Source organism: Rhizobacter koreensis, assembly GCF_013366375.1.
Classification (GTDB): domain Bacteria; phylum Pseudomonadota; class Gammaproteobacteria; order Burkholderiales; family Burkholderiaceae_C; genus Schlegelella_A; species Schlegelella_A koreensis.
In genome coordinates this window covers 1-20713 of the sequence record NZ_JABWMJ010000023.1, presented here as the reverse complement: position 1 = coordinate 20713, position 20713 = coordinate 1, and the positions used below count along the sequence as shown (strand labels likewise).

The 20713-nt window shown below is 61.8% G+C and carries 25 protein-coding genes and 3 pseudogenes; 17 read left to right on the top strand and 11 right to left on the bottom strand.

Annotation, left to right across the window (positions count from 1 at the left end):
• A partial coding sequence (locus HQN59_RS25010) for a hypothetical protein (RefSeq protein ID WP_176071869.1) occupies positions 1 to 699 on the top strand: 699 nt, incomplete at its 5' end.
• A gap of 1112 nt (positions 700 to 1811) precedes the next feature.
• On the opposite strand, the gene HQN59_RS26445 is transcribed toward HQN59_RS25010, so the two are convergent.
• The 3 genes and pseudogenes from HQN59_RS26445 to HQN59_RS25000 all read right to left on the bottom strand — a co-directional run bounded on the left by HQN59_RS26445 (position 1812) and on the right by HQN59_RS25000 (position 3455).
• Positions 1812 to 2297, bottom strand: a complete 486-nt coding sequence (locus tag HQN59_RS26445) for an IncQ-type mobilization protein MobB (protein ID WP_246295166.1) — start codon at positions 2295 to 2297, stop codon at positions 1812 to 1814.
• Positions 2298 to 2640: 343 nt separating this feature from the next.
• Positions 2641 to 3060 (bottom strand): annotated as a pseudogene (locus HQN59_RS27155) (relaxase/mobilization nuclease domain-containing protein); the annotation flags it as partial.
• Positions 3057 to 3455, bottom strand: coding sequence for a plasmid mobilization protein (locus HQN59_RS25000; protein ID WP_176071867.1), 399 nt, complete (start codon positions 3453 to 3455; stop codon positions 3057 to 3059). The pseudogene HQN59_RS27155 and the gene HQN59_RS25000, both read right to left, overlap by 4 nt.
• 419 nt (positions 3456 to 3874) lie before the next feature.
• Between HQN59_RS25000 and HQN59_RS26970 the strand changes: the two are divergent.
• From HQN59_RS26970 to HQN59_RS24990, 3 genes and pseudogenes are all read left to right on the top strand, one after another.
• Positions 3875 to 3988, top strand: a pseudogene (locus HQN59_RS26970) (serine/threonine protein phosphatase); the annotation flags it as partial.
• An 83-nt stretch (positions 3989 to 4071) separates the two neighbouring features.
• Positions 4072 to 4497 carry a metallophosphoesterase family protein gene (locus tag HQN59_RS26430; RefSeq protein ID WP_246295164.1) on the top strand — a complete coding sequence of 142 codons (426 nt, stop codon included), beginning with the start codon at positions 4072 to 4074 and terminating at the stop codon, positions 4495 to 4497.
• 33 nt (positions 4498 to 4530) lie between these two features.
• A complete protein-coding gene (locus HQN59_RS24990) occupies positions 4531 to 4857 on the top strand; it encodes an H-NS histone family protein (RefSeq protein ID WP_176071866.1) in 327 nt (108 codons plus the stop codon).
• A 124-nt stretch (positions 4858 to 4981) separates the two neighbouring features.
• Here HQN59_RS24990 and HQN59_RS24985 read toward each other — a convergent pair whose 3' ends face one another.
• Together HQN59_RS24985 and HQN59_RS24980 are read right to left on the bottom strand one after the other, a co-directional pair.
• Positions 4982 to 5281 (bottom strand): flagellar protein FliT, encoded by a 300-nt coding sequence (locus HQN59_RS24985; protein WP_176071865.1) that lies wholly within the window; start codon positions 5279 to 5281, stop codon positions 4982 to 4984.
• Between the two features lie 405 nt (positions 5282 to 5686).
• Complete coding sequence (locus HQN59_RS24980; protein ID WP_176071864.1) at positions 5687 to 6583, bottom strand: restriction endonuclease; 897 nt, start codon at positions 6581 to 6583, stop codon at positions 5687 to 5689.
• Positions 6584 to 7159: 576 nt separating this feature from the next.
• Between HQN59_RS24980 and HQN59_RS24975 the strand changes: the two genes are divergently transcribed.
• On the top strand, positions 7160 to 8212 hold the full coding sequence (locus tag HQN59_RS24975; RefSeq protein ID WP_176071863.1) for a replication initiator protein A: 1053 nt from the start codon (positions 7160 to 7162) through the stop codon (positions 8210 to 8212).
• Between the two features lie 51 nt (positions 8213 to 8263).
• On the opposite strand, the gene HQN59_RS24970 is transcribed toward HQN59_RS24975, so the two are convergent.
• Both HQN59_RS24970 and HQN59_RS24965 read right to left on the bottom strand, forming a co-directional pair.
• Positions 8264 to 8575, bottom strand: a complete 312-nt coding sequence (locus HQN59_RS24970; RefSeq protein ID WP_176071862.1) for a hypothetical protein — start codon at positions 8573 to 8575, stop codon at positions 8264 to 8266.
• The gene (locus tag HQN59_RS24965; protein WP_176071861.1) at positions 8572 to 9240 is read right to left on the bottom strand and encodes a ParA family protein; all 669 of its coding nucleotides are present in this window, start codon (positions 9238 to 9240) and stop codon (positions 8572 to 8574) included. Before HQN59_RS24965 ends, HQN59_RS24970 begins: the two co-directional genes overlap by 4 nt.
• 187 nt (positions 9241 to 9427) lie before the next feature.
• On the opposite strand from HQN59_RS24965, the gene HQN59_RS24960 reads away from it, so the two are divergent.
• Together HQN59_RS24960 and HQN59_RS24955 are read left to right on the top strand one after the other, a co-directional pair.
• Positions 9428 to 9706: a type II toxin-antitoxin system ParD family antitoxin gene (locus HQN59_RS24960; protein ID WP_176071860.1), complete on the top strand. Its 279-nt coding sequence runs from the start codon at positions 9428 to 9430 to the stop codon at positions 9704 to 9706.
• Positions 9696 to 9989, top strand: a complete 294-nt coding sequence (locus HQN59_RS24955) for a type II toxin-antitoxin system RelE/ParE family toxin (protein ID WP_176071859.1) — start codon at positions 9696 to 9698, stop codon at positions 9987 to 9989. The genes HQN59_RS24960 and HQN59_RS24955 overlap by 11 nt, the downstream gene beginning before the upstream one ends.
• A gap of 196 nt (positions 9990 to 10185) precedes the next feature.
• Here the strand turns inward: HQN59_RS24955 and HQN59_RS24950 are convergent, their stop codons facing one another.
• Both HQN59_RS24950 and HQN59_RS24945 read right to left on the bottom strand, forming a co-directional pair.
• Positions 10186 to 10407, bottom strand: a complete 222-nt coding sequence (locus HQN59_RS24950; RefSeq protein ID WP_176071858.1) for a hypothetical protein — start codon at positions 10405 to 10407, stop codon at positions 10186 to 10188.
• Between the two features lie 237 nt (positions 10408 to 10644).
• Positions 10645 to 10899, bottom strand: coding sequence for a hypothetical protein (locus tag HQN59_RS24945; protein ID WP_176071857.1), 255 nt, complete (start codon positions 10897 to 10899; stop codon positions 10645 to 10647).
• Positions 10900 to 11306: 407 nt separating this feature from the next.
• Between HQN59_RS24945 and HQN59_RS24940 the strand changes: the two genes are divergently transcribed.
• From HQN59_RS24940 to HQN59_RS24925, 4 genes and pseudogenes are all read left to right on the top strand, one after another.
• Entirely contained in the window at positions 11307 to 12179 is an 873-nt protein-coding gene (locus tag HQN59_RS24940; protein WP_176071856.1) for a hypothetical protein, read from the top strand.
• 164 nt (positions 12180 to 12343) lie between these two features.
• Complete coding sequence (locus HQN59_RS24935; RefSeq protein ID WP_176071855.1) at positions 12344 to 12601, top strand: hypothetical protein; 258 nt, start codon at positions 12344 to 12346, stop codon at positions 12599 to 12601.
• Positions 12602 to 12790: 189 nt separating this feature from the next.
• Positions 12791 to 13733 (top strand): annotated as a pseudogene (locus HQN59_RS24930) (GGDEF domain-containing protein).
• 281 nt (positions 13734 to 14014) lie between these two features.
• Positions 14015 to 15169, top strand: coding sequence for a sensor histidine kinase (locus HQN59_RS24925; RefSeq protein WP_176071853.1), 1155 nt, complete (start codon positions 14015 to 14017; stop codon positions 15167 to 15169).
• On the opposite strand, the gene HQN59_RS27150 is transcribed toward HQN59_RS24925, so the two are convergent.
• On the bottom strand, positions 15166 to 15567 hold the full coding sequence (locus tag HQN59_RS27150) for a response regulator (protein WP_176071852.1): 402 nt from the start codon (positions 15565 to 15567) through the stop codon (positions 15166 to 15168). The two genes, HQN59_RS24925 and HQN59_RS27150, sit on opposite strands and share 4 nt — an antisense overlap.
• Before the next feature lie 225 nt (positions 15568 to 15792).
• On the bottom strand, positions 15793 to 16086 hold the full coding sequence (locus HQN59_RS24915) for a DUF3892 domain-containing protein (RefSeq protein ID WP_342451315.1): 294 nt from the start codon (positions 16084 to 16086) through the stop codon (positions 15793 to 15795).
• A gap of 275 nt (positions 16087 to 16361) precedes the next feature.
• Between HQN59_RS24915 and HQN59_RS24910 the strand changes: the two genes are divergently transcribed.
• The 6 genes from HQN59_RS24910 to HQN59_RS24885 all read left to right on the top strand — a co-directional run bounded on the left by HQN59_RS24910 (position 16362) and on the right by HQN59_RS24885 (position 20623).
• Complete coding sequence (locus HQN59_RS24910; protein ID WP_176071851.1) at positions 16362 to 16742, top strand: hypothetical protein; 381 nt, start codon at positions 16362 to 16364, stop codon at positions 16740 to 16742.
• A gap of 49 nt (positions 16743 to 16791) precedes the next feature.
• Positions 16792 to 17703 (top strand): tyrosine-type recombinase/integrase, encoded by a 912-nt coding sequence (locus HQN59_RS24905; RefSeq protein ID WP_246295161.1) that lies wholly within the window; start codon positions 16792 to 16794, stop codon positions 17701 to 17703.
• Positions 17704 to 18465: 762 nt separating this feature from the next.
• Complete coding sequence (locus tag HQN59_RS24900; RefSeq protein WP_176071849.1) at positions 18466 to 18792, top strand: helix-turn-helix transcriptional regulator; 327 nt, start codon at positions 18466 to 18468, stop codon at positions 18790 to 18792.
• On the top strand, positions 18785 to 19723 hold the full coding sequence (locus HQN59_RS27145) for a reverse transcriptase family protein (protein WP_176071848.1): 939 nt from the start codon (positions 18785 to 18787) through the stop codon (positions 19721 to 19723). Before HQN59_RS24900 ends, HQN59_RS27145 begins: the two co-directional genes overlap by 8 nt.
• A 128-nt stretch (positions 19724 to 19851) precedes the next feature.
• Complete coding sequence (locus HQN59_RS24890) at positions 19852 to 20370, top strand: DUF4145 domain-containing protein (RefSeq protein WP_246295165.1); 519 nt, start codon at positions 19852 to 19854, stop codon at positions 20368 to 20370.
• Between the two features lie 43 nt (positions 20371 to 20413).
• Complete coding sequence (locus HQN59_RS24885; RefSeq protein WP_176071846.1) at positions 20414 to 20623, top strand: hypothetical protein; 210 nt, start codon at positions 20414 to 20416, stop codon at positions 20621 to 20623.
• Positions 20624 to 20713 lie beyond the last annotated feature (90 nt).

Genomic DNA, 20713 nt, shown 5'->3' with positions numbered 1-20713 from the left:
CGCCGAGCAGCACCGCCGGCATGCCGGCGGTGCTGCTCACCAGTCCACGGCAACCAACGAGATCACGTAACCTTCAACCCGGACTCCTTCCGAAACACTGGTACGCCGGAAGGGGGCAGGTCACGCCTTGCCAATGGAGTCGCTGAAACTCGTACCGAGCTTCTGAAGAAGTTCGATGAGATTTTTGCCATTGAAGGAGCTCGCTTTCAGAACAAGAAGTTCGAGTTGATTGACGCCGTCAACAACTCCTTGAAGCACATTCAACTTGATAGAAAACGGTATCCCGAGCTAGTTCGCCTATATGGTGACATCTCTTTCAACTCGTTGGTGCCGGATGGAAAGCGAGTTCTTTGTATCCTTGAAGGCTACCGATTCGACTACGCGCGCGTTGTCCTTAGACCGGCCATTGACGCCCTCACAAACTGGCACCTCGAGGACGCTGAATCTGTTCTTGAGTTAGCAAGCGGAAATGTGACGATGGAGGGTACGATTGTTGACCACGACTTCGACGACCCCATAGATGCAATGATTGCTTATGCAAACCCAACTTGTGATGATTGTGGAGAATCATCTGATTTTTGCGCGTGTGAGACCTATACCTACGACGGAAAGGCGGGAATCTTCACGTCGAATTTCAGTAAATCATTTGATTTCGACTCGGTCATGTCGCGTATATCGGGCTCCTACCGAAACTCTTAGCGGCCGGCAAAATCGTTCGGGGGCGTAATTAGGTCGGAGCTGACACCGTCACAACGCCCTGCAAACCGACCAAGCAGGCCCTACGGGTCACTCACGAACGGGCCTCGAGGAGAAAGAGGTTTGGGCCGATTACCGGCCGCGCTCAGGGGGCTCTTGGCCGCGGTTCCTGCCCTGCTCAGGCTGGATTTCGGTGGAGCGGACAAGCGCCCGAGACGGCACCTCGAGCTTGCCGGCGCTGAACTGCAACACCTCCCCGTTCTCGATCGCCGCGGCAATGCGCCGGCGCGACCGCTCGAGCTCCTGAGAGCGCTGCAACTGGGTCAGCCCGTTCGTTTCGGCCTGGCCCTCCACTAGCTCGAGCAACCTGTAGGCACCAGCCAGCATCGGGTACTGCTCGACCACTTTTACCTGAGGCTGGCTCAGGAACACATCGGCGGCGACCCGGCGGTGTGCTTGCAAGCTCGCCCGTTCGATTGCCTGCCTTTGCTCGGGACTTGCCTGCCAATAGCCGCCATCGATGAGCCCGGCCAAGCCAGCCAACCCGCGCGCGAGCTGCTGCTTGTCAGCTGAGGTGAGAGGGGCAGTCTTTTCCTTCTGGATCAGGGGGCTGGCCTGCGCCCAGGCAAGCTTCAGCTGCTCGAGGCGGGAATCGGACGCTTGCCCCACGGGCGGCTGCACGACCTCCCGCGCATCGGGTGCGCGTGAAGCCATGGAATCAGCCGCAGCTGCCGGCTCCTGCTCGCGCCCCATCGCCTGCGGCCGGCTCCGCCCGACGAGCGCCTGAACCCACTGCTTGACCCGCTCCGGCTGGGCCACGTCGCGCAGCCGTTGCGCCAGCTGCTTGGCCTCCTGGACAAGCTGCGCGGCGCGCGCCTTGGCACGTTCCCAGACGGCGACAGCTTGCTCGTGACCTTTGCGCTGGAAAGCGGCCAAGAGACCTCGAGGCGCCTCTGGCCGTGCCAGCACGAGCTTTCTGATGGCGTCCTCGCGCCGCGACTCGCGCAGCTGCGCCCTTGCCAGAACGCGCCGCACGCGCTCGTCGCGCTCGCGGGTCTGACGGGCGATCTCATCGGCCAGGCTGGCTGCGCCCGCGGCGCGGCGAGCACCCGTTCCTACCTGCCCTTGGCTGGCCTCAAGGCCCCGATCACGGCCGGCTTGAGGTACTCGGCTACCGCCTTGGGATCCAGAAACGTCTGGACCGTCGGCGGCCGGAGCCAGAGCCAGAATCCGCTCACGAGCACCGCGGTCAGCAGAGCCGTCGTAACGGTCAGGGCGTAGTGGGTCCAGTCGAGCCGTTTCGCGGCCTGGTGGAGCCCGACGGTAGCCCGCTGGGCTTGCACCGTCGCCGCGTTCAGGGTCTTGGTCGCGGTCTCGAGCTGGAGGGTGAAGCTCGCGCCCGTCGCTCGGGTCCGGCTGTCGATCTCGGCCAGCGTCTTGGCCGTCTCGGCGCTGAGCGCTGCCAGCGCCTGCGCCAGGGGCTCGAGGGTCGCCGCCAGCTCTTCCGCGCTCTGGCTCTTGGCGTTGCTCACCGCCTGGACCTGCTGCGCCAGGCTCTCGAGCCGCTTCTGGTTCGAGGCCTCGGCGGATTGCCGCAGCATCTCGGTCTTGCTCATAGCTCACCCCCCGTTTGGCGAGCCCGGCAGGGCTGTAGCCCTTGCCGAGGTCGCTCCCTTTCATGGTCACGCCGTCGAGCCGGTACATCAGGCCCGAGAGCTTGGCGCCTCCGAGCTGCAGGACGGGTACCAGTTCGATACCGGCGGCCTCGAGGCGCCGCTGATACTCGGTGTAAGTCGTAATTCCCTTGGCCGCTGCATCGGCAAGCTGCTGCAGCTGAATCCGGGTCGAGGCCTCGGAGGTGCGCAGCTGCTTTTCGATTTCGCCGCGGGTGGGCGCTTTTCGCTTGGATTCGATACTCGGCGCGAGTTGGCTCAACCCGAAATCGCGTTCGATCGCGCGCATGAGCACTTCCTGACGCGCGTAGTCCTTCGAGTCGCTCACCACCGCGCCGGACCGCGTGGTGATGCGGTTGGCCAAGATGTGGATGTGCTCGTGCTCGGTATCGGTGTGCCGGGAAATGATGTACTGGTTGTCGACGAAACCCATGCCAACCAGGTAGCGCCGGCCGATCTCTACCCATTGATCGTCGTTGAGCTTTTCGCCTGGGGCAGCTGAAAGAGAAACGTGCAGCACCGCGCGCTCGAGATTGGGGCGGAGCTTGCGGATGGCACCGAATTCTGCCGACAGCTCGGCAACGGTCTCTCCGGCCATGTTGGTGTCGAGAATGCGGCCTTCATCCTTTTTTCCGAGATCGTAGGCAATGGCGCCTCGAAATCCTCGGCCTTTGACGGCTTTGGCGATCATCGCGTATCGCCTCCCGTTGCCGTGCCGATCAATCCAAACCGTAAGCGCTTGACTTCGGCTTTCAGCTCGATGAGTAAATCAGTGGCGACGGTCACACGCTCGCCCTCGTTGGCCAATCGGGTGAGCTGATTCAGGTTGGCGGCCAGGCGGGCGAGCTCGACATATTGCTCGTGGTTGATCTCAGCGACGGGTGGCGCGGGCAACCGCCGGGTCAGAGCCGCTTCGCGCAGCCACTGAGCGGGGGTCATGGCCATGGCCGCGGATTTGGCGCGCAGAGCGTCGTACTCGGCCGCGGAGACGCGAACACCGATGGTGGCGGTTCGCAGGTCAGCAGGGGCGCTGCGTGGGCGTCCGCCGCGACGCTTGGGAGGCAACGACGAGGTCTCGTCCGTCATGCGAGCCCTCGACGCATGAGGCGGTCACCGAGCCGTTCTTCGCCGAGCAGAGCGAGCGCGAAGCCTTCGACCAAGCGGAGCGAAGGTCCGGCAAGCAGCAGCGAAGCCGCAGCGCGCAACTGCGCGCTACAAGCGTTTGAGCGAAGCGAAAACATGGCTTGCTTCGATCTCACGTTGGTCCTGTGTTTTGCTCCCAATGGTAGCATCCGTCTGACCGCCGCTGCTGTCCACTCCGCTCGCGTCGCTCTCGCTTCCTACGTGTTGACTCCCGCGCCAGAAGGCACTGCTCTGCACTCCGCCTCGCTTCCAGACCTCCCTGCCGGTGCAGCGATGCCCCGCTTTGCTCGCAATGAGCTCGGCCAGGATTTTGCCTCGGTGATATCCACGGCTGCTTCTCGGAGCTGGGGCGTGCTCTTGCGGTGATCGGGTTCGACCCGCTCACCGATCGGCTGTTCTCGGCGGGTGACCTGGTCGACCGCGGCCCGGAATCACACCAGGTGCTGCACTGGCTTGACAAGCCTTGGTTTCACGCGATCTGCGGCAACCATGAACTGCTGACCTGGCGCGCTGCGCTGGGGCTGCCCTATTTCGTTGACCACGCTGAGAACGGCGGCGAATGGCTCGCCTTCGGCCGGGAGCTGAACAGAAAGGTATCGGCCGCCGGCTGGCAGCGTTGCCGCTGGCGATGGAGGTTGAAACCACCTCAGGAATGGTTGGCCTGGTGCATGCCAATTGTCCCTTTGACGATTGGGAGCGCATGCGAGCCGTGCAGTGGGATCAGGTTGATCCGATGGGCTCTTTGGCCGATCACTGCTTGTGGTCAATGCATCGCTACATGGAGCAGTGCGAGACTGAGGTTACCAACGTCAGAGCGGTGGTGCACGGGCACGTGCGAATTCCTCGAATGGCGGTGCTTGGGAATACCTTCTTCATTGATACCGGTGGCTGGATGCCAGGTGGACGCTTCACGTTTCTGGAGCTCGAGACGCTGACGCCGTTCCTCGGAATAGAGATACCAATCCCGCACCGTAGAAATCGATAGTGACCTATAGTTGCTCCACTAACAGGAGGAACGATGGCCACGTTGCAGGAATTGATCGCGCAGAAGGAAGCCCTCGAGCGTGAAATCGAGAAAGCAGCCGCGGAAAGCCGCTCCAAAGCCATTGAGCAGATCCAGGCGCTCATGGCGGAGAACGGGTTGACGCCGGGGGATCTGATGGGTGGGGGCTCTTCTCCTGGCAAGCGCGCCAGCAAGGGCAAATCGCAGAGCTCGGGCGCCAAAGTGGCCGCCAAGTATCGGAACGCCTCCACGGGTGAATCCTGGAGCGGCCGGGGCCTGCAGCCTCGGTGGCTCAAAGCCGCCCTTGCAGGCGGTCAGAAGCTCGAAGATTTCGCTGTCTAAACGGAGCAAAGACTGGGGCTGCGCCCCAGCCCCCGGGGAGCTTCACTCCCCCCTGCGGGCTCCCCCTGAATTCGGTCTTGAGATGGTGGCTCAACTGAGGGCGCCGCGCTGAGAGAGCGGTGGGTCAGTGCAGGGTCTTGGGACGCCCAGCCAGGATCTCGTCCAGGTCGTTCAGCCACGGCTCTGCGAGCTGACGGATCTCGGCGTCGTTGACCAGGATGCGCTGCATGATCCGCGATTTCAGCTGGGCCTCGTCGGCGCCGAGCGACTGCGCGCTTGCGCTTTGTTTGAGCTGCGCGATAAGCACCGCGCAGGCGCCCTCGAGCTTGACCACGTGGTCCCAGTTTCCGGCTCGCGCCGCATCGAGCATGTCGCGGCTGGCGCGCTCGATCGCCTCGTAGTAGTTCGACAGTACCGAATTCATCGTCGTGTTCTCGTTCGTCGCTTGGTGCGGTTCATGCAGCAATCGCCAGGGTCGGCGCGACCCGGCGTGATTAGCGCTGCTGAACACAAAGCCACTCCTGCGTCTGTGCCTTGCTTATCGACCCGCGACGCGAATTCTTAATTTTCGTGAACGCCCGACTGAAACAGACAAGGGATCTCCGCGCTGATCACAGCGACCACAGGTTGCTGCACGTCCATCCAGCAACCTTCTGGAATGGACATGGCGCCGCGCGAGAAGCGACCCGAGGAGCGGCTCGTGATGCCGAAGAGGCCCCGTGGTGGAGCAGCTTGCTGGTCGCTCTGGTGCTCGTGGTGGCAGCGGCGAGTGCGGTGATCCTGATCCAACCTTCGCAGTAGGCATCCGCGAGTCACGAAGATCAGCGCGTCAGGCCGTCGGTCGTGTCCCTGTGCAGGCCGGGTACCCCATGCAGCTCCAGAACTGATTTCCGGCGTTCGGACCGCGCCTGGCAGTTTTCAGCGTCATCGCCCTCGAGCAGCTAGGGCACGTGGGAACAGCCTCAGCCTGACCCGCCGCAGGCTCCCTGCGCCTGACGGGCGCGGGCGCTGGCGGCCTCCGAACTGGCCTGCCAACGTCCTCCCGAGCCGCGAACGACGCCCTCGCCTGCTGGATCAGCCCGAAGAGCGCCTTGCCGTCGACGAGCTTGACGTTCCGGCCGCTCGCAAACGCGCTCGCCTCCTCGGTGAACTCCCCGGCTGTCACCACGAACCCGCCGACCGCACCCTGCGCCGCCATGACGCCGTAGAGCTCTCGAACGAGCTGGACGCGGACCTTGCGCGCCCTCCACTGCTTGCACTGCACCAGGAACTTCTCGCCGTCGCGCCGCAGTACCAGGTCGACGCCGCCGTCAGCGCCGCCTCCACCCGTCTCGGCGACCTCGTAGCCCTGCAGCCGGAAGGCCTCCCCGACCAGCATCTCGAAATCCCGCCAGCTCATCGCGTGGAGCGCATCGGGCGCCCTGCTCTGCGCCACCTCTGAAACCAGCCGGCCGCGCTTCGCGCGTCTGAGCGCCGAGAGCACTGCGCCAAACACAAAAGCCATTGGCACCACGATCTGCCCCGCGTAGGCCCACCCCTTCCAGAGCGCCTGGGTCGCCAACGCGCCGATCTGCCCCGGCTGAACACTGGTGACCGCCATTGGCGTTGCGAGCGCGTGCAGGACGAGGTAGCTCAGGGCGGCGAGCCCCAGACAGGCCCACCAGGGCAGCCGAGACACGACGTCGATCAGATCCTCGAAGAGGCCGGTTTTCTGTCTTCGAGTCATCGTCCCTCGTCCACCCGGCAGAAACCACAGAACGCCGCTACGCCCCGATCCTGCACCGGGGCACCCTACCCCCTCACCAACCATAAATCGTGGCTCAAACAGGCTGTACGCGAGCCGGCAGCCGCCTTGTTCTTCTGAGCAGTTTTTATGCGGGGGAGCCGAGCCGCGTAAGCGGTTTGGGGGCCGCAGGCCCCGAAGGGGGTCGAGTCCGATGCGTAGGCGAAGCCGGAGCATGACAGGGGGAAGCGCAGCTTCCCCGCGGACTGTCCACGCCCGCTTTCGCGGGCGCTGTTGAAGGCGTCGGAGGGCGCGGGGGGAGTTATCCACAGCCCCTGTGTTTTAGTTAAAGAAGGAGTTAATAGTGTTAAGGGTCGAAAAACGCTTCCAAGTGGCTGTCGCGTAAGGGAAAAATCAAACGTGGCGTCAGCAGAACCACGAAAAAGCGTCAGCAGAACCACACTGTAGCGTCAACGAAACCACGAAAACTTTTCTGGCGTCAACGAAACCACGAAGAAACGCCTTGCGTCAACGAAACCACGAACCTATGCTTGGCGTCAACGAAACCACGATTTTGCGATGTCCGTCAACGAAACCACGAACGTACGCGATGTGGATCGCCCTGCCCTTCTGCCGGAGCGGCACCCGAACCATGACCTGTTTGTCTGCGACGTCCTGGATGCCATCCCCAAGGATGACCTGGCCAGCATGGAGCATCCGGTGTTCTCGCTGGCCACCAAGCCAGATACGAGGGTCCTGAGCTACGAGCACCGGCACGTCAAGATCCAGATCACGCCCAGCGTCAAAGGCTTGGCAACGATCTTTGACAAGGATCTGCTGATCTACTGCGTCTCGCAGCTGATGGCGAGGAAGAACCAGAACCAGCCGATCTCGCAGACCGTACAACTCCAGGCGCATGACCTCCTTGTCTGGACCAACCGCGAAACGAGCGGTGACGGCTATCGCCGCATGGTGGAGGCCTTCGAGCGTCTGGGCGGCACCCGCATCACCACGAACATCAAGGCCGATGGCGAAGAGATCACGAACGGTTTTGGCCTGATCGACAGCTTCCGCATCGTTCGCTCCACCCCAACCGGCCGGATGTCGGAGGTGCAGGTCCGGCTTTCGGACTGGATGTTCAAGATCATCCAAGGCTCCGAGGTGCTGACCCTCAGCCGCGACTATTTCCGCCTCAGAAAGCCCATCGAACGGCGGATCTACGAGATCGCCAGGAAGCACTGCGGCGAGCAGGACGAGTGGCGCATCGCCCTCGACCTGCTGCAGAAGAAAACCGGTGCCAGCAGCCACGGACGGGCTTTCAAGGCGATGGTTCGCGAGCTCGTCGAGCACGATCACCTACCGGATTACAGCGTCGCTATCGACGGCGATTCCGTGGTCTTCCTCAACCGGGAAGCCTTGGCCGAAAAGGTGCCGGAAAGTGCCTTTCCCAAGCTGCAGCCTGAGAGTTTCAACGATGCACGGATCGTCGCGCCTGGTCACGACGTGTACCACCTCGAGCAGGAATGGCGCGATTTCTGGGTCGACAGTGGCATGCCTACCTTGCACAGCCCTGACAAGGCGTTCGTTGCTTTTTGCAAGACGCGGGCAAGACGGAATCCAGCGATGAGCTGAGGGCGCCGCCCTGCCCTGCTAGGCAGGCCGTTTACAGAAAGCGGGAATTCTCTATTTCTTGAACTGCTGCTGTTTCTCCCAGGCGTCGAATGCTGCGAAGAGCAGCTCGTTCAGCTTCATGTCGGCTTCCGCCGCCCGGGACCGGAAGCGCTTGCGGAAACTCGGCGGAACCTTGAAAGCCAAGGCTTCGAGGTTGGCTGTTCCGACGTGCTGGACCTTCGAGCTTGCGACCTTCTTTGCCGGGACCCTCTCCTCAGGGACGACATCGGCCGGTGTCGCAGTGCGCTGGAGGGCTTCGGCCATCGGCACGGCCTGCTCACTCGTAAGCGCCATGAGATCGACGGCGGGACGTTTCGCACTCATGCCGCCTTCTCGCTTTCAAGAATTACCATTTTCTCGTTTTCGTTTAATCTGTGCTTCACGCTTTGCCAAAGCGAAGCCAGCTCGGTCGCGGCGACCCCGCTTGGATCGATATCGACCGCTGTTTTTCCGTGGGCGAACGTCTCCGCGTAGATCACGCGCTCGTGCATACGCGTGGGCAGCACCAGTCCGAGCGCGTCGAGCGCCATCGCGGTGCCATCGTTGTTCCGCAGGTTCGGGCGTACGCGCGCAAGGACGAAGCTGAAGGGGGTCGCCGACTTCTTGATGAGCGGCAGGCCCTTGACGAGCGCGCGCAGGTCCGCAGGCGTGGGATTGAGGGGAACGAGGATCAGGTCAGCGGCCGCGAAGAGCTCCGCGTTGACGGCGCCAACGGAGGGGGCCGTGTCGATGAACAAGTAAGCCGCGCCGGCGGCATCCAAAGCCTTGAGCTTCGTCGCGAGTTCGGACAAGGCGAGGGGGGCATAGCGAGGCGTCGCCAAGCCTGCCTTCTTGCGCTGGTTGAACCAGTCGCCGGCCGTGCCCTGGGGGTCTGTGTCAGTAATGACAACCGGTCCGTCGCCAGCCGCTTCGGCGGCCGCAGCCAGGTGAACAGTGAGCGTCGATTTCCCGGAGCCGCCCTTCTGATTTGCAATGACGATGGTCTTCATGAAAGCGAGAATAGCACCTTTCTCACTTTCATGAAAGCGAGACGCGTCAGGGTAGCCGTGTGTGATGTCCCGACGATCCCCAAGCCCCCGCAGCCGGCAAGGTTGCCCTTCGGGGGAATTCCTTGCCAATGGCTATCAGTTTTTGATAGTCTGACAACGCGCATACACGTTCCATGGAGGAAGAGCCATGCCTTCGAGCTATGTCATCGGACCCCATTTCGAGAGCTTCATCAAGGAACAGATCGACCAAGGCCGCTATGCCAGTGCCAGCGAAGTCATCCGCGACGGTCTGCGCGCGCTCGAGGACCGGGAACGTCTCCGCGCCCTGCGGCTGGAACGCCTACGCGCAGAGATCCAGCAGGGCATCGAGGGCGGGCCCGGTAGACCGTTGACGGAAGTCGCGGGAGAGCTGAAGCGCCGCTACCAGCGATGGGCGGAAAAGGGCGCGCCGAGCGATGCCATGTGAGATTTCTCCACCGGCCGAAGCGGACCTGATGGAGATCGGCGACTACATCGCCAGGGACAACCCGAGACGCGCCGAGACCTTCATCGACGAGCTGCTGGAGCATGGCGAGAAGATCGCCCAGATGCCGACGGCCTATGCGCCGCGCGAGGACCTTGCGCCGGGGCTGCGCGCCTGTCCGCACCAGCGGTACATCATCTTCTTCCGGGTCATCGGAACGACAACGCGCATCGAGCGCATCCTCCATGCGGCCCGGGACGTGACCGAAATTGAGTTCGACCTTTAGCCGGGTCTTGCCCGACCTGTGCAAAGGCCGCCCACGGAGACCTGGGTTCGAGCGGTTGGATTGTTTTGCAGACAGCCGAGCGCGCGCAGAGTTCGCCGAACGCGCCCGCGTCGCCGGCGCCGGTTGCGAGCGCGTCTATCAGGCGCTCATTGACCCGAAATGACGCGTCGGGGACGCTGCGGTGTGTGCGAAGCTGTCATGAACTGGCTCTCAGCTTGGCCTCCTGCTGGAGCCACGCTTTGGCGGTGTCCACAGCAGCGCACGTTGCCGAAGCTTCGAACACGCCCGCATCGACGAATGTCTGAGACCGCACGCCCCCAGGGCCGGCGCCGACCACCGCGGCAGCTGCTCTGTAGCCCTCGTGGGCCGGATCGACCAGGACGATGATCCGGTGGCCCATGTAGTGGATCGTCTTCATCGGATCTGCGGCTCGGAACAAGCCCGTAGATTTTGCATATCGGGTGTGAGCTAGCTGTCGGGCTCGGCCTCCAGCGGCGCCGGATCCTCACGAGGCGAAGCCGTAGGACTCTCCCCACGCTCACGTCCGAGCCACCCTCCCTAGTGCTTGCCGACGAGTCTGACGGCACCCTGAGGCGGCAAACCCATCGAGTTCGGGGGCTGACCGCGGGGTGGAGGCGAGCGAATCCGCGCCGCGCTAGAACAGCGACGCGAAGTCGGTTCCGCGCTGGCGCCGTTCGGACCGAGCTTCGTCATCGACCCAGGCTTCCGCGCTGGCGAACGCCGTCTTGGTCGCTTCCTCGGGATCCTCGAACACCCCCAGATCGAGAAACCTCTGTGAGCGAGCTCCGCCCGCGGGCTCGACGATCGCGATGGACGCATGGAAGCCACCACCTTCCGCCGGCACGATCATGACCGTCAGCCTGTGGTCTTTGTACTCGGCGGTCTTCATCGACTGGCGTGGCGGGAGCATCCCTGGAGCGGTTGCGCGCGATTGTCCGGCGGCCTAGGCAACGCTGAGGGTGATCCAACCTGCGGTGGGGCCGGATCCGTGAAATGAGGCTCGCCCGCGGGTGCGGCGGGTCGCAAGTGTTCGCAGCCCACGCCGAGGCGCACAAGGCAGAGGCGAAGCGTCAAATGGGAAGCGCGGATCGCCGCCGGCAAAAACTGACGACCAGTGGCCTTAAGCAGCGCTTGGACGCTCGTCGGCTCGTCGTAGACGGAACCCCCGATTACTCTAGGAGCCGTTCAACATTTTCCGTCAGAGCTGACATGCCCACGCGCAGCACCGGCCGTGCAAAAGTGGCGTCGAACACCACAATGGAGCCCAACGTAAGCCCTCGTCCTGCGGCGCGGCCGTTGGACGGCGTCTACTCGCCTTCAGGGCTTGCGGGCGCCTTGGTTGTGGTCAAGCACGAGCGTGCCCACGAGCTCCCTCATACGACCCCCAGCCTCCACGACCTTGCCGAGCTGCGGCAGCGAAAACGGGAGCTTCTCCAGGAGATTTTCGAGCGCTTCGAAAGACGGCATCGCTCAGGCGAAAAGGCGTTCGAAATCGAGGCCCGGCGTCACATTCTTCAGGAGCTGGACCAAAGGTGGCGGCGCATAGAGGCAGGAGGGTCTGTCACGGAAGTCCTGTCGTTCGTACAGGGCATGCTTGGCGCATTCAACCGAATGCCTCCCCACTCGCCAGAGCACGCAAGCAAAGCGGCCGCAGGGCGAAGCCAGCCGAAGGAAGAGGCCGACACTCGTCCGCCAACCACTTCAACGGCTGCCAGTACGCGACGAGTAACCCCCGAGCCTGGGGCAGGCAGCCCAGAGGAGGTTAGCAAGCGCTACTCGTACGGGGATATGTTCGAAGTGGTCCTGTACGGATGCACGCAGAATGGGGCGCAGCGTGAGCGTCTCAGCGTCAATTATGTCTACATGGATCCGCTCTTTGGTCTGATTTTGGGAGGGGCGCGCCCACCCGGAAGTCGCCTACAAGCACCCCGTCTGGTCTTGGACTGGCATGAGGAGACGGGCTGGCTTGAGCCCGTCGGGCGCGTCGCCGTTCCGCAGTCGCACGCGAGGGAACTGGTCGACGCACTGAAACTGGTCACCGCCAGGGACTTCGACAGCACCTATCCGGATGGGTACGTCCAGGACTGCTTGCGATGCGCTGCGGCGGTTTGCGAGTTCATCGAACGCCAACAGGCTGCCGGATTTGCGCTGTGGATCGAGAACGTCTGATCAGGGAAGCACTAGAAGTCTTTTGTCGCCAGGGCCATGGCTCTGATCCGATCCCACTATCCTCCGAACTGGTGCGTGCACAACCCTCCAGCAGAGGCGCGACAACAAACCAGGCGGCTAACTTCTTATCGGGGGGCGAGAGGGTGCTTCGGGGGAGAAAGCTGATGGGGCGGGACACGCCTCGCAAAGTCTGGCGCATCACTGCAGATGCGCCGCAGGGCGAGTTCGCCGATGTCGACGCCAGCGTGACTGCCGGCGACGCCTCTAAAGCGCCGCAGCCGAAGCGCGTCATTATTGATCCTGCGCCACCGGTCAGCTGGCGCGCGTCTTCGCACGATCTACTGAACGGCGTTGAAGTCAGCGACGAAACTGATTCGACTTCAGGCGAATTGTTCGACGAGCTGTTCAATGAACGGACCTGACAGCCGTCGCTGCCGTTGCTAGTACGAGGGAAACGGTACAAGCCCTTTGAGGAACCTGACGCCTCTCGGCCTCGCGGAAGTCGGCACCGGAGTGCCAACTTCTTGTGCGCTCAGGTTCGGCGACTGCAAGTATTTGGCAGGGATTGCCCATGCCAACCAGTCGCCTCAACAGGTTACGCTGACCTGGCCATGACCGACCGACCCGGTACCTTGCTCCCTGCTGAAATCGCTCGCCTGGCTTTGCGCCGGATGGCTGAACTGAAGCTCCCACCGACGCCGGAAACGTTCGCCGAACACTACTACGCTGTCGCCGGCGCCTCGGCAGCGCCGGCACCCCCTTTGAGGGCCGCCGCCGCAGTCGACCACCAACTCCTGGACCGCATCCACGACGTTCTCGCCAAGGCGACGAACGTGACGCAGGAGCTTGCGGACAGCGTCTCGACGTGCGGCGACGAGGTGGCGGCATCGCTGGAAGGTGTGGTAGCGAACCCGATGCCAAGCGATGCCATCGAACTGCTTCAGGCTGTCGTGAGCACGGCTAGCGCAATGCACCAGACGCTGCGTGCGTCCCAAGCTGAGCTTGTTGAGGCTCGACGCAGCCTCTCCGCAATCGAGACCGAACTGAAGGAAAGCCGCCACCTGCTCGAGAAGGATCCGCTGACCGGCACGGAAAACCGGCGAGCGATGGCGACTATTCTTGAACGCGAAATGGCGCGCTCGCGTCGCGAAAAAGAACCGATGTCGGTGGCGATGGTTGACGTCGATCACTTCAAGGCCATTAACGACACGCATGGGCATGCTGCGGGTGACGCCGCGTTGGTGCATCTGACGCAACTGGCGCGCGCGATCCTGCGCGGTAACGACGCCTTTGTGCGCTATGGCGGCGAAGAGTTCTTGCTGGTACTGACGGGAACCGGGACTCAGGGCGCGGTTTTCGTCACCGGACGCCTGCAGCAGGCTTTCGGTGAAGCTGCCATTCGCTCATTACGGCGAGGACATCACGATGACGATCAGCGCAGGGGTCGCAACATTGAAGGACAGTGACAACGAAGCGTCGCTGCTCAAGCGTGCCGATCTGGCGTTGTATGAAGCCAAGCGAACCGGCCGCAATCGGGTAGTTGCTAGCGACTAGGGTCAGCAGCCTGCATGCCGTTTAGCGGGTCAAGCGCCTGCCGGATGAGGACCGTTTGCTGCCAGGGTACGGCGGCGCGAGGAAGCCAGGCGCGGTGCGTGGCACACCGACCGCGTTCAGCGTTCCGCGAACTTGGTCGCCGAAGCTGCCGCCGCGAGAGCGGCCCCTCGGTTGCTTTCGCCGGAGGGCGCCGGAGGGCCGCGTCCGTGCGCTCGCGCTGTGAGGTGGGCGCAGAGAGGGCGAACGCGATTTGCACACCCGGCCCTCGTCTAGACTGAGCTATGGAATTTGGCATCTTCATCGAGCAAAACGTGGATCTGATCATCAAGGAGTGGGAAGGGTTCGCGAGGGCGTCCATCCCTCCCGCCGAGTCCATGTCCACGCTCGCCCTTCGAAACCACAGCCGCGAGATCCTGTTGGAGATCGCCAAGGGGATGAAGACGAACCGAGCCGGAGGGGAACCTTTGGTCCGATCCTCTGGCGAGCAGGAGGGCTCCGAGACCGCCGCGCGCCTGCACGGGGAACTGCGCCGTGCCTCGGGCTTCACCATCGTTCAGCTATTTGCCGAGTTCCGGGCCATGCGGGAGAGCATCCTTGCCCTTTGGCGCCATGCCGATGGCACCCCTGACCGAGAGCAGGCCATCGAAGAGATCGCCCGTTTCAATGAGGGGATTGATCGAGCGATCGCCCAGTCACTGGATAGCTATGAGCGGGACTTGGACCGCTCACGCGACACGTTCCTGGGAGTGCTGGGGCACGATCTGCGAAGCCCGCTGACGGTTGTCGAAATGTCGAGCCAGATTCTTGCAAGGCTGGACCTGCCAGCACCAGGGCAGCAAACGGTACAGCGGATCAGGCGCTCGACGCGAACGATGGCGCAACTCATCTCCGACCTGCTCGAGTACACCCGAAGCCAGCTAGGCAAGGGAATACCAATCCACCGGAAGCCCTGCGACCTGCGGCAGCTCCTTGATGAGGCGATCGACACCGCCCAGACCAGCCATCCGGCTCATGAATTCCTTCTGGAGCTGAGCGGCGACTTTGAAATTGCTGCGGATGCGGCGCGCATTCAGCAGGTGCTGTCAAACCTGCTCAACAACGCGGTGCATCACGGCGCGCCGGGCACCCCCGTGGCTCTGAGAGGCTCCCAAGAGGAAGAGGCGGTCGTGTTGACCGTATCGAACGCTGGTGCACCGATTCCACCAGACGCCTTGCAGGACATCTTCGAGCCGCTGGTACAGCTGTCCCGTAACGCTGCAGAACAGCCTGAGCCGGGGCGAACGAACTTAGGGCTCGGGCTCTTCATCGTTCGGGAGATCGTCCGCGGTCACGGTGGCGAGATCGCTGTGCGCTCATCGGCGGAGGAGGGAACGGTTTTCACCGTTCGCCTGCCGCGCACCGACAACGCAGCCGGCGCCACCAGCATCGAACCCTAGGGTCGGCGCTGGAGGTCCCGGCGGTGATCAGGTTCGGCTAGGAATGAAGCGATCAGGTCGCAGAGTGGGTCCGCTAAAGGTTTCACCACGTGGAAGTTGAACCCGGCTTGGCGGACGCGCTCTATATCGTCCGGCTCTGACAGCGCAGTATGAGCAACCAGAATAAGGCGGTGAGGGGCAACGTGCTCTCGCCGGAGGGCCACCGCTGCCTGGTAACCGTCCATGTCTGGCATGCAGATGTCCAGCATGGCCACGTGCGGCTGAAACTGCCGCGCCGCCTCAATAGCCTCGCGGCCGCTACGTACGGCCATTGCCTCGAACCCACCCAACTGCAGCAGTGATAAAGCGGATTCGGCTACATCTGGGTTGTGGTCGGCGACAAGAATTCGTTGAGACATGGGGCGGCGCGCTGCTGTTAGGCAGATCGCTGGCATCCGCCGTGCCGCTACCTCGTCCAATGGGCCCAGCTGGGTCGAACGGAGCCAGCTCCTAAGCCGGCTTCGGTCGCGGCGCCTTAGCCGCAGCACGCTTAGTGAATGGTAAAGGACGTTATCAGTCACGATCATGCGTTCGGAAATGAAAACGGCCCCCGAAGGGGCCGTCGCTAGCCTAGGACAGTCGTCTTAAGCGGCTGCGCGCCAAGGACAGCTCGTCAACGACAGCAGGTTGTCGTTCCAGTAGCCATCGGCATAGGTACGGATGTGGGGCCGCTTGCCGGCATCACGCACAACGCCGACATCAGCTCGCCGTCCGGTCAAAGCGTCCCGGACGAAGAAGGTGTGTTGCCGGGCGTCAATGCTCTGAATGATCTGCTCGACCGTCCAGACGCCTTGACTTGCCGGATTGCCGGCGGGGGTGATGTGCTCGTAGCTTCCGTGGGAGGAGGACTTGAGGATGCAGGTGATTTGAAGATCCACTTGAGAGCCTTTCTGGCACGAGGCCATAGGAAAGTACCGGGCTCTTATCAAGCGGGCCATGGCAAGATATCGATGCGAGGCATCCGACCAGGGTGCACTTCCCCAGCCCGGTACCGGGTGTGGGGCGCAGAAGGCCGGGTCCCCACCCGGCCTTCTGCGTTTAAGCAGCTTGATTGTAGGGAGCAGGGCTGGTCATCCATCCAGCTATTGCACCCTGAACGGCGCAAACCCAGGTTATCCACAGAATTTAGGCCAAATTTGGCCTATAGTTGTGGATGACTTTGGAGCGAGAAGCTGAGATCTGGCGCACCGCCGAGGTGCCGCGGGTATGCACGCTGCTCGCATCAAAGGTCCGCGGAGTCCGCACGCAAGCCGGCGAGTCACAGGAAAACTTCGCGAAGCGCGCTGAGATCGCACTGCGAACCTACAAACGGTTCGAGAGGGATGGAAGCGGAACGCTTGAGACCTTCATACGTGCACTGCGGGCCATCGACCGTACTCAATACCTCATCGGCCTTTTCCCGCAAGCGCTGCCGCCGCGCTCGAGGGCCGCTCTAGAAGTTCAGGTGCGCAGCTCTGACGCCTTGAAGCTTCTCAAACGAGCACAGCGCGTCGACCTGCCTCTGTCGAAGCTGGCACATCCAGAGGAGGACTGACGTGCGTGAGCTAGCTCAAGTAGATCCACTAGCGCGAGCGCTGCCGGCGTTGTTCAGCCCGACGCCGACGGCAGCCAAGCGCACGCTCGAGTTCTTCACCGCCAACATCCGCAACCCGAACACCCGGAAGGCCTACGCACGGGCGGTGGCGGAATTCGCTGCCTGGTGCGCCAATAACCGCCTCGAGGATCTAGCGGAAATCGAGCCAGTCCACGTGGCTGCTTACGTTGAGCAGCTGCAGCAGCGGCTCGCCGCCCCGTCAGTGAAGCTGCACCTGGCGGCGCTCCGGGTCCTCTTCGACTGGCTGGTCGTCGGCCAGATCATCCGGACGAACCCGGCGAGCTCGGTGCGGGGACCCAAGCACTCGGTGCGCAAGGGCAAGACACCAGTGCTCACCGCCGAGGAGGCGCGCGCGCTGTTGGACGCGATCGATTTGTCGACGCCCGCTGGGCTGCGCGATAGAGCGCTGATTGGGCTGATGGTTTACACCTTCGCGCGCGTCGGTGCCGCCATCGCGATGCGGGTCGGCGATGTCTACGTCCAGGGCCGGCGCACCTGGGTGCGCCTCCACGAAAAGGGCGGCAAGCAGCACGAAATGCCCTGCCACCACAACCTTGACGATTACCTGCACGCGTACATAGACGGGGCGCAGCTCGCGGGCGACGACGAGGGGTTTTTGTTCCGCTCAAGCGTGGGACGGACCGGGACGCTGTCAGAGCGGCCGATAAGCCAGGCCGACGTCTACCGAATGATCGGGCGACGGGGGGCCGCGGCCGACGTCCGCACCAAGATCGGGTGCCACTCCTTCCGGGCCACGGGCATTACTGAGTACCTGAGGAACGGCGGCAAGCTCGAGGTGGCGCAGCAAATGGCAAACCACGAGAGCGCCAGGACGACGGGGCTCTACGACCGCCGCGGGGATGGGGTCTCGCTCGATGAGGTGGAGCGGATCGTCATCTAGGACGCCCCAACACCTGTTATCAATAGCCGGATCATGGTCCGTGGCGTTGCTTCAAGCGGATTGACCATCTGACCGCTCGCGCCCGCGCCTGACCACGAATGCTTGACTGGCAGTCAAGCTGCTTGACTCCGCTTCCAGCTTAGGTGACACTTGCTGCGGGCGCCGGTTACCAGGCGTTCGACGCTCTTTCACACAGCCACAGCGACCTCAAGAGGCATGCATTCGCATGTCAACGGGCAATTGCGCCCATCAACGGCTTACGTGTCTTGTGAGCCGCGTGCCGCCGATCCCGGCGTTACGCAGATCCTCCACTGGTCAACCTCGGGTAACCAGGCGATCGCGAGCTATGTGCTTCGGCACGTAGGAAGCGGTCTCCGGCTATGCGGGTTAGTCGGCGGCAGGGTGAAGCGCAGGCTTTTTGCGCTTCTTGTACTTGGAATCACTCGGTCCAGCTCGGGCCTTTCTCCGAGGTCGTGCCTTAAACGCAGGGAGGCAATGTTGCCTTGCATAGGAAGGTTAGCTGTGAAACATGAAGAGCTGAAACAAGTACTAGAGGCGCTCACGAAGGTACTTGATGACCCGAGATTAGGACCAAATCACAGAGAGCAACTGAAACGCGCTAGAGGAAAGCTGATGGAGATGATGCTGTCTGGAAACACTAACGGACCCAAGGTCTTTAGGATTGTCCAGGTCGTGTCTACTATTTTGTTGGCGGCCCTACATGCGTGTGACGTTCTGCGGTAAAGAGTGATTTCATTTCCCATGGACCAAGATTACGGCAAAGCGTTTCGAATCGTTCGTGCGGCGGTCGGCTTAAGACAAGCCGAACTCGCCGAGCGAATGCCAATAACCGCGAGCCAACTTTCGTTAATTGAAGCCGGTAAGCGGCAGCCCAGTTTACGTGTAGTTGAAGCGCTCGCCAAAGCGGTGGGAGCACCAGCAGCACTGATTACGCTTCTCGCATCAACTCCGAATGACATCGATTTAAAAGCCGACCACAATATTTCCGGCCTCGCAAACGCCTTACTCCGCCTTCTTCTTTCGACCAAAGATCCGCAATATCCGACCGAAGTAGGCGCCGATGAATGAGCCTATCCTTTCTCTCCAAAAGCTAGCTTGGCGGCTTGGGGTACCGGTGAATCGCCTTAGGCAACTTGCTGACGAAATTAGCCGCGACCACCGCGAGCATTACAATGCCTTCGCACTCAAGACCGGTAAGGACAAGATTAGGCAAATCCGTCCTCCGAAAGAGGAGCTTAAGGCTATTCAACGCAAGATCGTGAAGCGCGTTCTTGCACCTATCGGCCTAGCTCCAACCGCCCATGGAGGTGTACCCGGCAGGTCGCAAAGGTCAAATGCGGAACTGCACCTGGGCCAAGCTAGGGTCGTTACTGTTGACGTAAAGAACTTCTTTGACAGGGTTCAGCATCGACGCATCTACCGTATGTTTCGCAACGAGCACGGCTTTGGAGCCGATGTTTCTCGCTTACTAACCCGACTGATTACCCTTCGAGGTTCGCTGCCTCAAGGCGCTCCGACTAGCCCCGCTGCTGCAAATCTGTTTTTGCGACGAGCAGTTGACGAGAAGCTCGGATCCACATTAGCAAAGCTCCCGGTTACCTACTCTAGGTTTATTGATGACTTGACTTTTTCAGGTCCTGATCCGAGATCTCTGATCACCACGGTCGCCCATTTGCTTTCGGAATGTGGATTAACCGTCAAGAAATCTAAGGTTAAGATTGCGCCTCGACACTGCCCTCAGAAAGTCACTGGGCTGCTTGTTAACTCGGCGACTGGCGGCCGCCTCACTATCCCTCGCGCCCAGCGTGAGGCGGTGCGCGCGGCCATCCATCAACTGCCAAGGCTTGCCATAAGGAAGGAGTGGGACAAGCAGGTCCGCTCCATCAGGGGGAGAATCGCGCACGTCGAGCGGTACCACCCGGGAGATGGGGCTCGACTACGCAAATGTTTGCGTGTCGCTCTTGACGGGCAGCAGCCTAAGTCCGATGCACCGTTATGAGCAGTGCTACGAGCGCCCACTGCAACAAGTGCGGTGGCGATCGCAACCATTCGATTCTGCATGTCGCGCAGACGTCATGGTCTGACTCGTCGGACGCGTACGAGGTCCATGGTAATGAAGTGTATGAAATGCTGAGTTGTCTTGGTTGCGAGACGGTAAAGCTACGCCATACGTCGCACTTTTCGGAAGATACCGACGGTCCCAGTGTCGTGTATTACCCGCCTGCAATATTTCGACGGCCACCTGAGTGGCTCGGAAATTTATGGTTCGAGGTAGATCTCGCCTATGAATTTGTCGACCGGCTGCTCAAGGAGATATACGTTGCCCTTCAGAACAATCTCCCAAGTCTAGCTGCGATGGGAGTGCGCGCCCTACTTGAGCAAATAATGATTTCCAAGGTAGGTGATCAAGGGACCTTTTCGAAGAACATGTCCGCCTTTGAGTCGCAGGGGTACGTATCTTCTTTGCAGCGCAAACGCCTTGAAACCATCCTTGAGGCTGGACACGCGGCGATCCATCGATCGTTCGCTCCGAATCGGTCCGACGTCATCACTCTTGTGGATATAGCGGAACACATCGTCGAAACTGTCTATCTTCATGAGCGCAAGGTGATCGAACTCGGGAAGCGGGTTCCACCGAAAGCCTAAAGCCGTACGCCGGCTGCGGCACTTTATCCAGACCCATCAGATCATGAACGAAGCGGTGGAACTTTCCTGCTTAAACTATCGCCGCTATATCAAAGCGATTTTTGAGCCTGCCACTCAGAACTTCCTCCGATTGATGGAAGAGCGCGGCATCAGTTTGCATGAAGTCTTCGGTGTAAACCTTTTTATTGCTCATGCCGTTGATTACTTACGGGCTATACGCCTGACCTGCCCCCCTCCAGCCGTACCAAGGTAATAGAAGGGAAGTCCGCTCATCAGGAGAATGGCGGGCATGAGGAAGAGCAAGTACAGCGAGGAACAGATCATCGGGTTCCTCAAGCAGGCT

What these genes read in the sequence shown, in the direction of transcription:
- HQN59_RS26445 (WP_246295166.1), bottom strand. Translation starts at nt 2,297, where the DNA reads ATGCTGCGGCAATCCGCCGAGGCCTCGAACCAGAAGCGGCTCGAGAGC.
- HQN59_RS25000 (WP_176071867.1), bottom strand. Translation starts at nt 3,455, where the DNA reads ATGACGGACGAGACCTCGTCGTTGCCTCCCAAGCGTCGCGGCGGACGC.
- HQN59_RS26430 (WP_246295164.1), top strand. Translation starts at nt 4,072, where the DNA reads ATGGCTCGCCTTCGGCCGGGAGCTGAACAGAAAGGTATCGGCCGCCGG.
- HQN59_RS24990 (WP_176071866.1), top strand. Translation starts at nt 4,531, where the DNA reads ATGGCCACGTTGCAGGAATTGATCGCGCAGAAGGAAGCCCTCGAGCGT.
- HQN59_RS24985 (WP_176071865.1), bottom strand. Translation starts at nt 5,281, where the DNA reads ATGAATTCGGTACTGTCGAACTACTACGAGGCGATCGAGCGCGCCAGC.
- HQN59_RS24980 (WP_176071864.1), bottom strand. Translation starts at nt 6,583, where the DNA reads ATGACTCGAAGACAGAAAACCGGCCTCTTCGAGGATCTGATCGACGTC.
- HQN59_RS24975 (WP_176071863.1), top strand. Translation starts at nt 7,160, where the DNA reads ATGTCCGTCAACGAAACCACGAACGTACGCGATGTGGATCGCCCTGCC.
- HQN59_RS24970 (WP_176071862.1), bottom strand. Translation starts at nt 8,575, where the DNA reads ATGAGTGCGAAACGTCCCGCCGTCGATCTCATGGCGCTTACGAGTGAG.
- HQN59_RS24965 (WP_176071861.1), bottom strand. Translation starts at nt 9,240, where the DNA reads ATGAAGACCATCGTCATTGCAAATCAGAAGGGCGGCTCCGGGAAATCG.
- HQN59_RS24960 (WP_176071860.1), top strand. Translation starts at nt 9,428, where the DNA reads ATGCCTTCGAGCTATGTCATCGGACCCCATTTCGAGAGCTTCATCAAG.
- HQN59_RS24955 (WP_176071859.1), top strand. Translation starts at nt 9,696, where the DNA reads ATGCCATGTGAGATTTCTCCACCGGCCGAAGCGGACCTGATGGAGATC.
- HQN59_RS24950 (WP_176071858.1), bottom strand. Translation starts at nt 10,407, where the DNA reads ATGAAGACGATCCACTACATGGGCCACCGGATCATCGTCCTGGTCGAT.
- HQN59_RS24945 (WP_176071857.1), bottom strand. Translation starts at nt 10,899, where the DNA reads ATGAAGACCGCCGAGTACAAAGACCACAGGCTGACGGTCATGATCGTG.
- HQN59_RS24935 (WP_176071855.1), top strand. Translation starts at nt 12,344, where the DNA reads ATGGGGCGGGACACGCCTCGCAAAGTCTGGCGCATCACTGCAGATGCG.
- HQN59_RS24925 (WP_176071853.1), top strand. Translation starts at nt 14,015, where the DNA reads ATGGAATTTGGCATCTTCATCGAGCAAAACGTGGATCTGATCATCAAG.
- HQN59_RS27150 (WP_176071852.1), bottom strand. Translation starts at nt 15,567, where the DNA reads ATGTCTCAACGAATTCTTGTCGCCGACCACAACCCAGATGTAGCCGAA.
- HQN59_RS24910 (WP_176071851.1), top strand. Translation starts at nt 16,362, where the DNA reads ATGACTTTGGAGCGAGAAGCTGAGATCTGGCGCACCGCCGAGGTGCCG.
- HQN59_RS24900 (WP_176071849.1), top strand. Translation starts at nt 18,466, where the DNA reads ATGGACCAAGATTACGGCAAAGCGTTTCGAATCGTTCGTGCGGCGGTC.
- HQN59_RS27145 (WP_176071848.1), top strand. Translation starts at nt 18,785, where the DNA reads ATGAATGAGCCTATCCTTTCTCTCCAAAAGCTAGCTTGGCGGCTTGGG.
- HQN59_RS24890 (WP_246295165.1), top strand. Translation starts at nt 19,852, where the DNA reads ATGCTGAGTTGTCTTGGTTGCGAGACGGTAAAGCTACGCCATACGTCG.
- HQN59_RS24885 (WP_176071846.1), top strand. Translation starts at nt 20,414, where the DNA reads ATGAACGAAGCGGTGGAACTTTCCTGCTTAAACTATCGCCGCTATATC.